Origin of the sequence: Clostridium sp. TF11-13AC (genome assembly GCF_003481065.1) — a bacterium.
Taxonomy (GTDB): Bacteria; Bacillota; Clostridia; order Lachnospirales; family Lachnospiraceae; genus Otoolea; species Otoolea fessa.
In genome coordinates this window covers 365,311-378,231 of record NZ_QUKJ01000002.1, presented here as the reverse complement: position 1 = coordinate 378,231, position 12,921 = coordinate 365,311, and the positions used below count along the sequence as shown (strand labels likewise).

Below are 12,921 nucleotides of genomic sequence, written 5' to 3'. Positions count from 1 at the left end.
ATGTATTTTTCAATCATAATTTTAATATTTTTTAAAATAATTTAATTTATATACAAAAATCGTGCAAAAACGCACGTTTTAGGCGTGCGTTTTTGCACGATGTGATTTTTTGCACCTTTTTACCATTCATTCCTGCACCCGGTTTACCAGACAACCGTTTTCGTCCTTCCTCCTGATACAGTTTTTCTGCTTTTTCTACTTCTCCCCGTCTTCCCGCTCCATCTTCCGTTTCATTGAGAACCGGGTGACACCGAGCAGCGCCGCCGCCCGCGTCAGGTTATTGCCGGAAAGTTTCAACGCCTCCGACATATATCGTTTCTCCAGCGCCGCGACCTCCTGCTCGAGGTCGATCGGTCCTTTTTTCAGATCTTTCAGATAGATGCAGTCCCCGCTCTCCGGCCTTGCCTCCCGCTCGACCGGCGCCAGCTCCACGTGTTTTTCCAGGATATTTCCCTGGCTGAAGAGAAAACAGCGCTCAAAAATATTTTTAAGCTCCCTGACATTGCCCTTCCAGTCATACAAGAGCAGCTCCCGCATGAAATCCGGATCCACTTTTTCAATATTGCGGGCAAAGGCTTTATTATAATAGTCAAGGTAATAGTCACAGAGCACCGGGATATCCTCGCGCCGGTCACGAAGCGGCGGAATCTCGATCTGCATAACATTCAGCCGGTAGAACAGATCCTCCCGGAATTGCCCCGCCTTGATCGCCTCCTCGAGATTTCTGTTCGTCGCCGCAATGATCCGAACATCAACCGCCGTGTCCTCCAGCGCGCCGATCCGCTTAAATTTCCGGTCATCCAGGAAGGTCAGAAGTTTCGTCTGCATCGCCATCGGCAATTCGCCGATCTCGTCCAAAAAGACCGTACCGCCGTCCGCCAGCTCAATCAAGCCCTTTTTCGTCTTGAGCGCCCCCGCAAACGCGCCGCGCTCGTAGCCAAAGAGCTCGCTCTCCATCAGATTTTCCGGAATCGCACCGCAGTTAATGCGTACCATCAGGTTATCCTTGCGGGCGCTGTTCGCATGAATCTGCCGCGCCACAACTTCCTTGCCCGTTCCCGTCTCCCCGCGCAGGAGTACATTGACCGACAAATTTTCCCCAAGCACCTGAATAAGGTGCCGGATCCGGGCAGCTGCCTCACTGACACCTAAAAACTGCGGCACATCGCCTTTCAGGAAGACGAGTGAATCCCGGTTGCGCTTCTGCTCCAGACACCGCTTGATCAGCATATCGATCTCATCCACATCAAACGGCTTTAAAATATAATCATATGCACCGCGCTTCGTCGCCTCAACCGCCTGGGAGACGGAACCGTACGCCGTCATCATGATGACCTGCAGTTCCTCATCTGCATTTTTGAAATTGACAATCTCATCCATCCCGACACTGTTTTCGAGGAGATTGTCGAGAAGGAGCACACCCGGATGATATTTCCTGACAAACTCCAGCCCTTCCTCGACGGTTGCGGCTGAATAGGCGTCATATCCCCTGTCTTTCAGTCCTTCCTCCAGTGTATAGCGAATCAGAAATTCATCGTCCACAATCAAAATTCGATCCATGTGCATCCTCCTCCCTGTTTCATAACATTATACTCTAAATACTAAATTCGTGAAATACCTCATTAAATGGTCACACTATACCATTTTCCCCGGAAATTTTAAAACCACGTCTGTCCCTACCCCCGGCTTGCTCACGATCTCCATCGTTCCTCCATTTGACTCCACCAGGCGGCTCACGATTGAGAGCCCAAGCCCGGTTCCGTTGATGCTCTTTGTATAAAATGGTTCCAGCGCCTTGGAGACTTCTTCCTCCGTCATGCCTTTTCCGTTGTCCCGCACCGTCACAATCACTTCTTTCTCCTGCGCGGCTGCCATAAGCTTAATCTGTCCCTCGCGGTCCGGTACCAGCGCCCTCAGGCTGTTGCTGATCAGGTTGTGAATGATCTGGCGAAACTCATTTTCATTGAGACACGCCCTCAGTCCCTCTTCTGCCTCCACAAAAAGCGATGCGCGGCGGCTGTCCGGTCCTTTCGCATAGATCATTCCGATCTCCTTTAAAACACCGGTCACAGAAATCTCCGTTTTCGGTGATTCACGCCGGATTGACAAAGTCAGAAGGTTCATGATCAGCGCCGTGACACGGTCGATCTCATGGATCATGCTGTCACAGAGCATTTTATCGCCGTCCTTGACCGTCCTGCCCTTTAAAAGCTGAATGCCGGAGCGGATGCCCGCGATCGGGTTCTTGATCTCATGCGCCAGCGTCGCTGCCATCCGGCTGGTATATTCCATTTTCGTGTAATTATCCATGTTTTTGAGCAGCCCCTCAAAGGTAACCGCCAGCTGTCCGATCTCGTCGTGGCGGCTGACCGCCTCAAAACGGTATTTCTGATAACTGCCCTTGTTTTCCTCGATTTCCTTACAGGTATGGCTCATCCGGCGGATGGGGCGCGTGATACTGTGGGAAATGAAAATGCTTGCCTGGCAGATGAGAATCAGCGACGCGATCGCGCCGACTACCAAATAGCTCTGCTGCTCTAAGATGCGTTCCCCGAATATTCTCTCATCCATCCGGTACTCCAGCCGCCAGCCAAATGGATTGTCCCCCTTGCTGACTGCCAGTACCGATGTGTTTTCCCAACGGGTTCCAGCCGTGATCTCCTCACCGTCACGATCCAGAATCCGAATCCGCCCGCGCTCAAAATTCCGGTATTTTTCCGCGATCTCCTCCTCCGGCAGACGCTTTTCCAGAAAATGCAGATCGCGGTTTACATCCTCAAACAGCGTATCCGCCAGCTCCAGCTCGCTGTTTTTCTGCATCGTGTAGCCATTATAATAGGAAATCACGCTGAAACTTCCGATGACAAGGATTCCCACCAGAACAAAGGGAATCATGACCTCATTTTCAATCTGGAAAAACCAATTTGAAAGACGTTTCAGCCATTTATTCATCGCTCGTTTTCGCCTCCTTCTCGCTGTTGTCTGACAGCTTCATGTTTCCAAATGCCCGCCTTTAGCAAGCACGTTTTTTCCATATACTCTCCAGCACCGGGGCAAGGACAAAAACCAGGGTCGAACACAGCGTCACCGGAAACCCCCAGTAAACCGGCAGCTCGCGTGGCTGAAGCAGCACCGTCCCGGTTACCCCTGTCACAAATGCCGCCCATGCGCCCGTCCTCGTTGCCCGCTTATAATAAAGCGTACCGTAGAGAAGTGGCGTCAGAATTGCTGAAAACAATCCCCAGATATCCGCGCCGAAAAACAGGCTGTTGGACGGTGGATTTAAGGAGAGCAGAAGCGCCAGCGTTCCGCCGAGAAAGATAAAGAGCTGGGTCAGCCCCAGGATACGGTCCTCTGTTTTCTTCCATTTTCCATACTGCGCCGCCACATCGTAGGACATCATCGAGCCAATCAGAAGCAGCTGCGAGTTCGCCGTCGACATGCACGCGCCGATCACGCTGATTAAGAAAAATCCGCTGAACCGTGATCGGAGCAAATAATTAATTGCGTAGACAAAAATATCGTCTGATCCGAAGTAATAGGACAGATAAGGAAACAGGATCCGAAGCCCCAGACCGATCTGGGTCAGGCAGAAATAAAAAAATGTCAAGAACACCAGCGAACAGATCAGGACTTTCCGCGCCGTCTCACGGCTCTTTGCCGCCACAATCCGGATCAGATACTGTGGGTTCGCTGCCAGCCCCATACCCCAGCCAAAAAACATCGTGAGGTACATGGTAAGGCTGTAATCTTTCATCAGATTTCCAAAACTGTCCGTCCCGCTGCCCGCCGCATTTCGGCTAAACACCTCCGCGTTTGTCAGAAATCCGCTTCCCTCTATTCCTCCGACCACGACAAAATAGACAACCACTATACTGATCGTGAGCATGATAAGGTTTCCGCCATCCGTCTTGGTAACCGAATTGAATCCTCCAAAGGTAGAATACAGAATAAACAGATAAACCAAAAAAATTGCAACTTTATAATCGATATTTAAAAGCGTCGCCGCCGCAATTCCAAATCCCTTGATCTGGATCACCAGATAAAAAACGTAACCGCCCGAGAGCAGCAGCGCACAGCAGGTACGCAGAAAGCGGGAATGGTAGCGCTCCCCGATAAACTGCGGGATCGTGAGCATGTCGCAGTCATAGATACGGCCGCTGATGAGATACAGCAGCCCCGCGCCGATGAACCACGGGATAACCGTCACAGCGATCACGGAGGTTCCATTTTCAAAAACATTGCCCGTGTATCCCAGAATGGTCGCAGCGGACACCCAGGTCCCGACGAAGGTGGAAAACAGCCGCCAGAACCCGCATTTCCGTTCTCCGATAAAAAATTTCCCTATCGAATCGCTCTCACCGAACGATGATTTTCCTATAATCAGGATAATCAGCGAATAGACGCTGAAACAGACCAGATAATCAAATGTTCTACTCATGCTCACCGATGTTCACTCTCGTAGACGGCTTCCAGCCAGCCTTCTTCCGTCTCCGGCTGCCGTCTCAGCCGGTAATATCCGCAGATGCTCCCCTCTTCTCCAAACGTATCCCGCACAAACACCCGTTTCGCGCCGTTTCGGTATGCCTGATGGATCACGCGGCGCAGCACGCCGTCAAGCTCTTCCGGCTCACAGCGCTCGATCGTGAGGTATGCAAGCCCTTTCTCCGGGACATTTCTCTGATCGAGCACATAGTGCCAGTGCTTATTTTCGCCCTCCAGGTACGGTGCCAGCTCTTTTTCATACTCCAGGCTTACGAGCGTCAGCCCGCGTGCTGGGATCGTAGGACCTGCTGCCGCTCGGTTTTTCTCCTCCAGAATCTCCTCCATCTTCTCCGGCGGGTAAACGCCCATGCCGATCTTAACCAGCGTCCCGGCGATGATGCGGACCATGTTGTAGAGAAAGCCGCTGCCGCTGATCCGGATGGTAATAAGGTCATTTACCTTGGTGATATCTAAGCTGTAGATGGTCCGCACCGTCTCCTCCGCCTGGGTCCGCACCGTACAAAAGCTCTTAAAATCGTGCTCGCCGATGAGATAGGATGCCGCTTTCTGCATTTTCTCTAAATCCAGATTGAAATAGCAGAAATAGCTGTATAAGCGCTGCAGCGGCATATCGATCTTGCGGTTTAAAATCTTGTATTCATAGGTTTTCACGCAGTTTGCCTTGCGTGGATGGAAGGTAAGGGGCACCTCCTCCGATGCCTGGATCCGCACATCGTCCGGCAGACGCTGGTTGAGTGCAAAGCAGATCTTATCCCCTGGAATCCGGCTTTCTGTATCAAAAACTGCCACATTTCCCATGGCGTGGACTCCGGAATCCGTCCGGCTGGCCCCGATGACCTGGATATCCTCTTTTAAAAGAGAAGAAAGTGCCTGATTCAGCACCTCCTCAATGGTCACTCCGTTGGGTTGGAGCTGCCACCCGCAGTAGGCAGTTCCGTCATAGGAAACCACTAGCTTAATTCGTCTCATATATATTCCTCTATTTCTGTTATTTATCCTCAAAAATCTATTTTCTGCTATTTATCATACCATATAATCCCCTTTCTTTGACAGATATTTTTTCATTGACCGTCTTTTCCTATGCAAAAAGCACCTTTGGATCCTTTCATCCAAAGATGCTTTTTTCTTAGCATTCCCCATATGCTACCAGCGGTTCTCCCTCACTTACCCCCAGTGACAAGGTATAGTAAAAGACCATACCGTCAAGCTCTGATTCATAACGATACATCAGGCTGCCGTCAAGCCGCCGGATTTCTCCCAGTAAATCTCCTTTTTTCAGGCAGCTTCCTTCCCGGATAGCCGGATACCAGAATCCATTTCCCGGTGCCTCCAGATAGCGCATGGTCCGAATCTCCTTTTGCTCTATTTTCCCGGACGGAAGCATCTCTGATTCCGGGGAGCTTTCTGAAGCTTTTAAATTCATTCCTTTGACTGATTCCAGAATACTTTCTGGCAAAATATCCAGGTGAACCAACAGTTCATACAGATTTATCCGATATGCATCCACTTCCCTTTCTGTCCAACGCCCCAGTCCGCCCCGTTCTAGTAGAAGAGCCGGGATTCCTTTCTGCGCTGCCCAGCTGTACAGACCATTTTTCGCCGTTGATGCCACTCTCCACGACAAAGACATCGCTCTTGCCGCTGCAGCCGCCTTTTTTTCTACCGTCTCGCCTGCTGCCACCGGAAAAAAGGCAAACGGAACTACCATCTCGTGAATATCTCCACTATGGAGATCCACGAGGAAGTCCGCATCTGGATACAGATACGTTTCCACAGCTGCTGCTATCTTCGCTGACCGGCTTCCCATTTCCGTTCCCGGAAATGCCCGATTTAAATTGACACCATCCTCCGGTACCAGCTGCTTGATTTCCTTATAAAATCCACCTTCATTAGCAATCGGAAGAAATACAACCTCTCCCTTCATCTGCCTCGGATCCAGTTCCTGAATCAGACGGGAAACTGCCAGAATTCCTATGTACTCACAGCCATGTACCCCCGCTGTAACAATCAACCGTTTTCCCGGTCTTGAACCACAGAAAGCCGCCGCTTTCAGGCTGCATTCCTCATCCACCGGAATTTTCAGCCACTGCTTCGTGCCTGCCTCCACCTTCGTTTCATATATTTTCATGTTCTATTTCCTGTTCTGAGAACTTTTCTGCTCCTTTTACTCAATTCCATCTAAACGATCGCCTGCAGCAGCCTGCGCGCATATTCATCCGTTGTCTTTCCCAGCTCCCGGACTGGACGGCATTCTGTGATATGTCCGCGGTATAAAAACAGCACCTCATCGCACAGATAGGTAACCGACGTCAAATCATGCGTAATAAATACATACGTCAGATTCAGTTTCTCCTTTAAATCTATAAGCAGATCCATAACCTGCACCTGCGTATGTGCATCCAAAGATGAAATCGCCTCATCGAACAGAATTATCTCCGGTTCGCAGGCTACCGCCCGGGCAATGCAGACTCGCTGGAGCTGACCGCCGGACAATTCATGGGGATATCGATCCAGAAAATCTGCACTTAGTCCCACCATCTCCATCAGCTCTCCGGCACCTTTTTTTATTTTCTCTCTTGAAAGCTTCCGGATTCCCTTTTTACGTGCTGCTGCCCGCTGTCCCTCCGCCAGAATATCCCGTATACGGAAACGCGGGTTCGCCGAGGTTGTATAATCCTGAAAAACAATACTGATTTTCTTCTGCAGATTCTTTCTCCCCTGACGGTTTCGATAAATCTCCTCCCCATCCAGAAGCACCTGCCCGGAATCCGGTTTTAAAAGTCCGCAAAGGACACGTCCAACCGTCGATTTTCCGCTTCCGGTTTCTCCTAAGATCCCCAGGTAGCTTCCCTTTTCCACCTGCAAAGATACGTCAAACAGCACCTGGTCCCTGGAGGTTCCAAACAATTTATCCTGACGCTCACTCCGGAAGCTGACACATATATCTTTTAATTCAAGCATAATTCCTCCTGATTATCCAGGCAAAGCCGGTAGCGCTCCATGACCGAGCGCCGTGTCTCTGCAAGCATCCGTGTATACGGATCCTTTGCATGCCTTAAGATATGTTCAAAATCGCCCTGTTCGACCAGTTTTCCTCCATTCATCACGACGATCTCGTCCGCAATCTTCGAAACCGCCCCCAAATCATGGGAGATAAATATCATCGCCGTATGACTTTCTTCCTTGATCCGCTGAAATTCCTTCAAAATTTCAGCCTGGGTGATGGCATCGATTGCCGTTGTCGGTTCATCTGCCACCAGAAGTGCCGGCTTCATCGCCAGTGCCAGCCCAATCATGATTCTCTGAAGCATTCCTCCGGAAAGCTGGTGTGGATACTGCCCCAGCACTTCCTCCGGATTATGAATTCTCATTTTTTCCAATACTTCCAGGGAAATCTCCCGGATCTTTGCCCGATCCCAATCTGTATGGGCTGCAAAGGTCTCGGCCATCTGGCTTCCAATCCGGTAAAGTGGATCAAAGCAGGTCATCGGATTCTGGAGAACCATGCCTATCTTCTGCCCACGCAGCCGCCGCAGTTCATCCCGTCCTGCCCGGCATAGATCCTTTCCCTCAAACCATGCCTGTCCTTCTATCCGGAACTGGCGGTCCAGAAGTCCCAGAATTGCTTTTACCGTCATGCTTTTTCCGCTTCCGGATTCTCCCAGAATACCCAGGCACTGCCCCGGCTCTACCTCAAAGCTTACATTCTCGACCAATTTTTTCTGTTTATTTCTGATTTTCAGTTCTACATTCAGTCCATCCACCCGCAGAATCGGCTGCACCCGCTCATGATTCAGGCTCATTTCTGCACCTCCTTCGGATCCAGCACATCCCGCAGGGCATCTCCCATCAGGTTAAACGCTGCTACCAGAATTACCACCGCAATTCCCGGAACCAGCATCTGTACCGGATTGCTGGTGAGGACATTCTTCGCCTCGCTCAGCATCGCTCCCCATTCCGGTGTCGGTGCCTGTACACCCAGTCCCAGAAATGAGAGGGTTGAAATATTGATAATCGCCCATCCGACATCCAGAGAGGATAAAACTGCCAGATCTGCCGCAATTGACGGTACAAGATGGCGAAATAATATAAAAGATTCTGGTGTTCCTATACATCGTGAAAAGCGCACAAAGTTCCGGTCACGATACTGCATAACACCTGTCCGGATCATCCGCGCATACCAGGCCCATTTAATAAACACATTGGCCAGAATTACATTCTGCACGCTGATTCCCAACAGGGCTACCACTGCAAACACCATGATCTGGCTCGGAAATGAAAGCATTACATCGACGGTTCGCATGATCACCTCTTCCACGATCCCGCGGAAATAACCTGCCAAAAGTCCCATCAACGCTCCCAGGCCAATCGTTCCAAGCATGGTCAGGACTGCCAGCCCCAGCGTCGGACGGATTCCATAAATCATTCTCGACAAAATACACCGTCCCAGATTATCGGTACCAAGTGGATACTGCTGGCTGAATCCGGCAAATTTATTTAAAATATCCGTTGCATACGGATCATTCGGTGCGATAAACGGTGCAAAGATCCCTATGAGCGCCACGATAAGCACCAGACCAATCGTTCCAACGGCCGCCCGGTTTCGAATCAATCGTCCTACCATCAATGACTCTCCTTTCTAAGACGCGGATCTGAAATTGTCTGAAGAATATCAAATAATAAATTAAATCCGACAAATAGTACTCCGATCAATAGCACATACGTCTGGATCACCGGATAATCCCGGTTAAAAATCGAGCTGATACAGAGTGTCCCAAGCCCCGGCCAGGCAAATACATTCTCAACAACGATCGTTCCGGAAATCAGCTGCGGTATGCTCATTCCGATCGCTACAATACAAGTATGCATCGAATTTTTCAAAATGTGTTTAAGAAGAATCTGCCGGTTTGGAATGCCTCTCACATTGGCATAGAGAACATAATCCTGTTTCATGTTTTCCAACATATTATTGCGGATCAGGCGGATATACGTCGATATATAACTCAATGATACCGTAAACGATGGCAGAATCAGGTGTTTAAAGCTCCCGCTTCCGCTCGTTGGAAGCAGATCCAGCTTGATCGAAACCAGCCAGATCAGAAGAAGCCCTACCCAGTATGCAGGCATCGCCGTTGTCATAAAAACAATCGCCCGCATGATGCGGTCAAACACACCATCCTTATAAACGGCACAGAGCACTCCAATCGGAATGCTCAGTACCAGAACCATCACAAACGATACACCCGCAAGCTGCAGAGTCGCCGGAAGACAGCGCATCAGTTCGCCCGCAACTGTACGGCTCGGATTGACGTAACTGATTCCAAAATCTCCCCTCAGACAGTCAGCCAGCCAGGAAATATATCGTATCAGATATGGTTTGTCCAATCCAAGTTCCGCCCTTACCTGTGCCACCGCTTCTTCTGTAATAATCGGTACCTGGCGGATGCGCAGTGCCACCTCCGCCGGATCGGATGGTATCAGGTTAATAAACACAAAACACACAAACGAAATGATAATAAGAAGCGGAATTGCCGACAGGATTCGTTTTATGATATATTGTTTCATTTATTTTTCCTTTATTTCTTCTCTCCAAAATAGAAATCAGCGAACGGAACCTCATACTGAGTCTGCGTAAAATGGAAGCCCTGCAGATCCGAACGGTAGATTGCCTTATTGCACTCATAAGTAAGCGGAATATAGACCGCATCCTCATGCAGACGGGTCAGCACAAATGTATACAGCTCCTGACGGCGCTCTTCATCCGTGGAAACCAGGATCTCTGTAATCGCATCATCGATATCTGCCTTATCTTCCAGTCCCTGCTGTGCCGCAAAATCTCCATAAACCGGAGCGCGCATCGCCGCCAGGGAGGACTGCGGGTCATACGGAGTTCCCCAGCAGATATTAAATACCATGTCAAAGTTTCCAGCCTTCATACTATCACGGTAAGACTGTTCTTCCTCTCCATGAATGTTCAGGGAGACACCCAGCTTCTGGTATTCGCTCTGGAGGTACTCCGCAATCGCTTTTTCCGTCACACTATCGCTGTTATAAAGCAGCTCCAGTTCCATTTTCTGGCCGTCTTTTTCACGTACGCCGTCTCCAGCCAACGTCCAGCCTGCTTCCTCCAGCATCTTCGTTGCTTCTTCCACATCATACTCATATGGGGTCAGATTGATATCGCAGTAAGGAACGGTAGATGCAAACAGTGTATCCGCCGGCTGTTCCAGACCATAAAAAATACCTTCTGAAATCGCTGCTTTGTTTGTCGCATGCTGAAGTGCCTTACGCACTTCCTTCTCATCCAGAATATCACGGGTTGTATTCAGTACAATCTGCCGGGTCGAGGTCGGATCCGATAACGCAACCGTAAAATTGTCATTTCCCGTATACTGGTTAATTGCATCCGCATCAATCATATTTTTACCGAAAATCAGATCAATTTCCCCTTTTTCCAGTGCCATGATACGCGTCTGATTATCCGGTATTACTTTTACCGTAATCTTTTTGATGGACGGCTGCTCCCCCCAATAGTTTTCGTTTGCTTCAAATACTGCATACTCATCTGTCACAAAATCGGTCAGGACATATGGACCTGTTCCAATGTATTCGTTTACGCCATCCTTTGTGCTTCCGTCCTTCATCGCCTTCGGAGAAATCATTGCAAACGGACGGGTAACTCCCAACTCTGTCAGCAGAGGATAGTACGGCTCCGACAGTTCGATCACAAAGGTTTTATCATCCGGAGCCGAAACCCCAACCAGAAGATTCATCATTTCCAGCCAGGTGTGACGATCTTTGTTTTCAATGATTGCATCAAAGTTTGCCTTGATCGCGTTGGCGTCACACACCTCTCCGTCCGAAAATTTCACTCCATCACGGATGTGGAACGTGTAGGTCTTTCCATCTTCACTGATATCCCAGCTCTCTGCCAGGCAGCCCTCATACCCATTTTCTGTAATATTGACTAAGGTCTCGTAGAGCATTTCCTGTGCATACATTTCACCTGCATACAGATGTGGATTCAGATCACGGATATCCCGATAATTAACAAATACCAGTTCATCCTTCGTGCTCTCTGCCGATGCACTCTGCTCTGATTTTGTCCCTTCTGTACTGTTTGAAGCGTTTCCGCCACATCCAGCCAAGACAGCCACGGAAAGAACACCAGCTGCCGCTATGAGTCTTTTACTTTTTTTCATATATGTCCTCCTGTTATGCCTGACGCAAGTTTGAAAGCCTGCATCTCTTTTATCTACTTTGTTAAAACAATTCGTTTTTACCGGCAGATAAAAGGATAACATAGTTACGCACAACTAACCACTATCGTTTTACAGGGGGATTGCTATAACGATTTGTTATATCTAAACAATTAAAGCATTTTTTTGAAATGTTCTAAAAACCACGCTGCCTCCGCACTCAGCTTTTCTTCATTCTGGTAAATATATCCGATTACCAGAAATGGTTCACTATTCCGGATCTTCAGATTACGGATTGGATATTGTTTATAATCCTCATATAAAAAATCAATTCCCAGGCTGCAGATATCGCTCTGCATCAGGAGATTCATTGTCATATGATCGCTATTGGTATGTACAACCGTATTCAGCATATCCGTGCTGATCGCTCCCAGGCTCACATGGTTTAAATGATGCTCCATTGAGAAAAAATCCCGGATTCCGCTGACGAATTTTAACTGCGGAAGCTCGGTAAAATCGATACTCTCATCCTCATAACGCGGATGATTTGGTCCCACATAAACACAGGCAGGTTTGACATCCAGTTCCTGAAAAGACAATTTTTTGTGGGACAAAATATGCCGGAATGCCGGAACCTGTTTCTGTGCTACATACACAATCCCCAACTCCGAAATTCCCTGGGATACCTGATCACTAATCTCCTCCACACTGCCTTCCCGGTGGGAAATCTGGCACTCGCAGCCATATTTCTTATAAAAATCTGTCAGAAGCCTCGCAATCATGTTGCTCGGGTAGGTAGAAACGGTAAATTTCCGTTCCTGCGTATCTTCTGCCAGCGAGTTAATAAGACTCACATGATTTAAAATATTGTGTGCATACTCCCGGACCGTTTCTCCATATGGGGTAACCCTGAGCCCTCTGCTTGTCCGCTCAAATAACGCACGCCCCAGCTCCTGTTCCAGCATCCCGATCACCTTGCTGACATTCGGTTGGGATGTGTATAGGCATTCTGCTGCCTGATTAAAACTACCTTTTTCACAGGCAACCATAAAATATTCAAGCTGTTTTAATTCCATTGAAGTCCTCCTTCTGTTGTTCTCCATTCCACCTTATGTTAGCTGTAACTAACCAAAATACAAAAATCAAGAGGCACACAGCTTGCACAGCCTATGCACCTCTCTTTCGGTTCCAAAAGTGCCTACCCGCGGACAGTAAC

11 protein-coding genes are annotated in these 12,921 nt (G+C 48.9%); all 11 read right to left on the bottom strand.

Annotation, left to right across the window (positions count from 1 at the left end; all coding sequences use genetic code 11):
* Positions 1–195: 195 nt before the first annotated feature.
* The 11 genes from DXD12_RS05995 to DXD12_RS05945 all read right to left on the bottom strand — a co-directional run bounded on the left by DXD12_RS05995 (position 196) and on the right by DXD12_RS05945 (position 12,781).
* Positions 196–1,560 carry a sigma-54 dependent transcriptional regulator gene (locus tag DXD12_RS05995; RefSeq protein WP_107000771.1) on the bottom strand — a complete coding sequence of 455 codons (1,365 nt, stop codon included), beginning with the start codon at positions 1,558–1,560 and terminating at the stop codon, positions 196–198.
* A 75-nt stretch (positions 1,561–1,635) separates the two neighbouring features.
* A complete protein-coding gene (locus DXD12_RS05990; protein WP_117796482.1) occupies positions 1,636–2,952 on the bottom strand; it encodes a HAMP domain-containing sensor histidine kinase in 1,317 nt (438 codons plus the stop codon).
* 61 nt (positions 2,953–3,013) lie between these two features.
* Positions 3,014–4,441, bottom strand: a complete 1,428-nt coding sequence (locus DXD12_RS05985; protein ID WP_118293461.1) for a sodium:solute symporter family protein — start codon at positions 4,439–4,441, stop codon at positions 3,014–3,016.
* A 2-nt stretch (positions 4,442–4,443) separates the two neighbouring features.
* Positions 4,444–5,475, bottom strand: a complete 1,032-nt coding sequence (truA, locus tag DXD12_RS05980; RefSeq protein WP_118637780.1) for a tRNA pseudouridine(38-40) synthase TruA — start codon at positions 5,473–5,475, stop codon at positions 4,444–4,446.
* A 157-nt stretch (positions 5,476–5,632) separates the two neighbouring features.
* Positions 5,633–6,634 carry a succinylglutamate desuccinylase/aspartoacylase family protein gene (locus tag DXD12_RS05975; protein WP_118637778.1) on the bottom strand — a complete coding sequence of 334 codons (1,002 nt, stop codon included), beginning with the start codon at positions 6,632–6,634 and terminating at the stop codon, positions 5,633–5,635.
* 50 nt (positions 6,635–6,684) lie between these two features.
* Positions 6,685–7,467 (bottom strand): dipeptide/oligopeptide/nickel ABC transporter ATP-binding protein, encoded by a 783-nt coding sequence (locus DXD12_RS05970; protein WP_118637955.1) that lies wholly within the window; start codon positions 7,465–7,467, stop codon positions 6,685–6,687.
* Entirely contained in the window at positions 7,455–8,309 is an 855-nt protein-coding gene (locus DXD12_RS05965; protein ID WP_107000777.1) for an ABC transporter ATP-binding protein, read from the bottom strand. Before DXD12_RS05965 ends, DXD12_RS05970 begins: the two co-directional genes overlap by 13 nt.
* A complete protein-coding gene (opp1C, locus tag DXD12_RS05960; RefSeq protein WP_107000778.1) occupies positions 8,306–9,130 on the bottom strand; it encodes a nickel/cobalt ABC transporter permease in 825 nt (274 codons plus the stop codon). The genes DXD12_RS05965 and opp1C overlap by 4 nt, the downstream gene beginning before the upstream one ends.
* On the bottom strand, positions 9,130–10,071 hold the full coding sequence (gene opp1B / locus DXD12_RS05955; protein ID WP_117796486.1) for a nickel/cobalt ABC transporter permease: 942 nt from the start codon (positions 10,069–10,071) through the stop codon (positions 9,130–9,132). The genes opp1C and opp1B overlap by 1 nt, the downstream gene beginning before the upstream one ends.
* A gap of 11 nt (positions 10,072–10,082) precedes the next feature.
* Positions 10,083–11,708, bottom strand: coding sequence for a nickel ABC transporter substrate-binding protein (nikA, locus tag DXD12_RS05950; RefSeq protein WP_118481853.1), 1,626 nt, complete (start codon positions 11,706–11,708; stop codon positions 10,083–10,085).
* A gap of 170 nt (positions 11,709–11,878) precedes the next feature.
* Positions 11,879–12,781: a LysR family transcriptional regulator gene (locus DXD12_RS05945; protein WP_107000780.1), complete on the bottom strand. Its 903-nt coding sequence runs from the start codon at positions 12,779–12,781 to the stop codon at positions 11,879–11,881.
* Positions 12,782–12,921: the final 140 nt, after the last annotated feature.

Excerpts from the sequence above, each read along its gene's own strand:
- DXD12_RS05995 (WP_107000771.1), bottom strand. The coding sequence starts at position 1,560 with ATGGATCGAATTTTGATTGTGGACGATGAATTTCTGATTCGCTATACA.
- DXD12_RS05990 (WP_117796482.1), bottom strand. The coding sequence starts at position 2,952 with ATGAATAAATGGCTGAAACGTCTTTCAAATTGGTTTTTCCAGATTGAA.
- DXD12_RS05985 (WP_118293461.1), bottom strand. The coding sequence starts at position 4,441 with ATGAGTAGAACATTTGATTATCTGGTCTGTTTCAGCGTCTATTCGCTG.
- truA (WP_118637780.1), bottom strand. The coding sequence starts at position 5,475 with ATGAGACGAATTAAGCTAGTGGTTTCCTATGACGGAACTGCCTACTGC.
- DXD12_RS05975 (WP_118637778.1), bottom strand. The coding sequence starts at position 6,634 with ATGAAAATATATGAAACGAAGGTGGAGGCAGGCACGAAGCAGTGGCTG.
- DXD12_RS05970 (WP_118637955.1), bottom strand. The coding sequence starts at position 7,467 with ATGCTTGAATTAAAAGATATATGTGTCAGCTTCCGGAGTGAGCGTCAG.
- DXD12_RS05965 (WP_107000777.1), bottom strand. The coding sequence starts at position 8,309 with ATGAGCCTGAATCATGAGCGGGTGCAGCCGATTCTGCGGGTGGATGGA.
- opp1C (WP_107000778.1), bottom strand. The coding sequence starts at position 9,130 with ATGGTAGGACGATTGATTCGAAACCGGGCGGCCGTTGGAACGATTGGT.
- opp1B (WP_117796486.1), bottom strand. The coding sequence starts at position 10,071 with ATGAAACAATATATCATAAAACGAATCCTGTCGGCAATTCCGCTTCTT.
- nikA (WP_118481853.1), bottom strand. The coding sequence starts at position 11,708 with ATGAAAAAAAGTAAAAGACTCATAGCGGCAGCTGGTGTTCTTTCCGTG.
- DXD12_RS05945 (WP_107000780.1), bottom strand. The coding sequence starts at position 12,781 with ATGGAATTAAAACAGCTTGAATATTTTATGGTTGCCTGTGAAAAAGGT.